Origin of the sequence: Aeromonas tecta (assembly GCF_000820185.1) — a bacterium.
Lineage (GTDB): Bacteria > Pseudomonadota > Gammaproteobacteria > Enterobacterales > Aeromonadaceae > Aeromonas > Aeromonas tecta.
In genome coordinates this window covers 1-791 of record NZ_CDCA01000038.1, presented here as the reverse complement: position 1 = coordinate 791, position 791 = coordinate 1, and the positions used below count along the sequence as shown (strand labels likewise).

At 65.0% G+C, this 791-nt stretch carries 1 protein-coding gene; it reads left to right on the top strand.

The window, feature by feature from the left end; genetic code table 11:
* Nucleotides 1–791 (top strand): VCBS domain-containing protein (locus tag BN1137_RS18270; RefSeq protein ID WP_198150674.1); only part of this gene is annotated, 791 nt, incomplete at both ends.

The window sequence follows — 791 nt, the reverse complement described above, 5'->3', positions numbered from 1 at the left end:
AACGTGGCCAACGCGGCGGTGCAGTACCTCAAGGAGGGCGAGACCAAGGTCGAGACCTTCACCGTCCAGAGTGCCGATGGCACCACGCATACCGTGACCATCACCATCACCGGCACCAACGACTTGCCGACCATCGCTGGCGACGACACGGGCGCGGTCACCGAAGATGCGGCCAACCCGACCCTGACCGACAGCGGCGTGCTGACCGTGACTGACGCGGATGCGGGCCAGTCGGTGTTTGTGGCGGGTAACGGTGTAGCCAGCAATGGCGCATTGGGCAGCCTGACCATCACCGAAGGCGGCGCCTGGACCTACAACGTGGCCAACGCGGCGGTGCAGTACCTCAAGGAGGGCGAGACCAAGGTCGAGACCTTCACCGTCCAGAGTGCCGATGGCACCACGCATACCGTGACCATCACCATCACCGGCGCCAACGATGCACCGGTGCTGCAGGCCGATGTGGGGGCAGTCAACGAAGACGCCATCCTGACCGTCAATGCGGCGAGCGGCGTGCTGGCGAATGACAGCGATGTGGACGGCAATGCCCTGAAGGTGACAGGGATCCTGAACGGCACCACGGGGACGGCCACCACCGTCAACGCCAGTGGCGACACCGTGCTGAGCAACAGTTACGGCACCCTGACCATCCGCGCCGACGGCAGCTACAGCTTCAACGCCAACGGGGCGGATGCCCAGAAACTGGCGGCCGGTCAGACTGCAGGCGTGGTGTTCACCTACACCGCCACCGACGGCACCGTGAGCCAGACCAGCACCCTGACCATCACCATCAC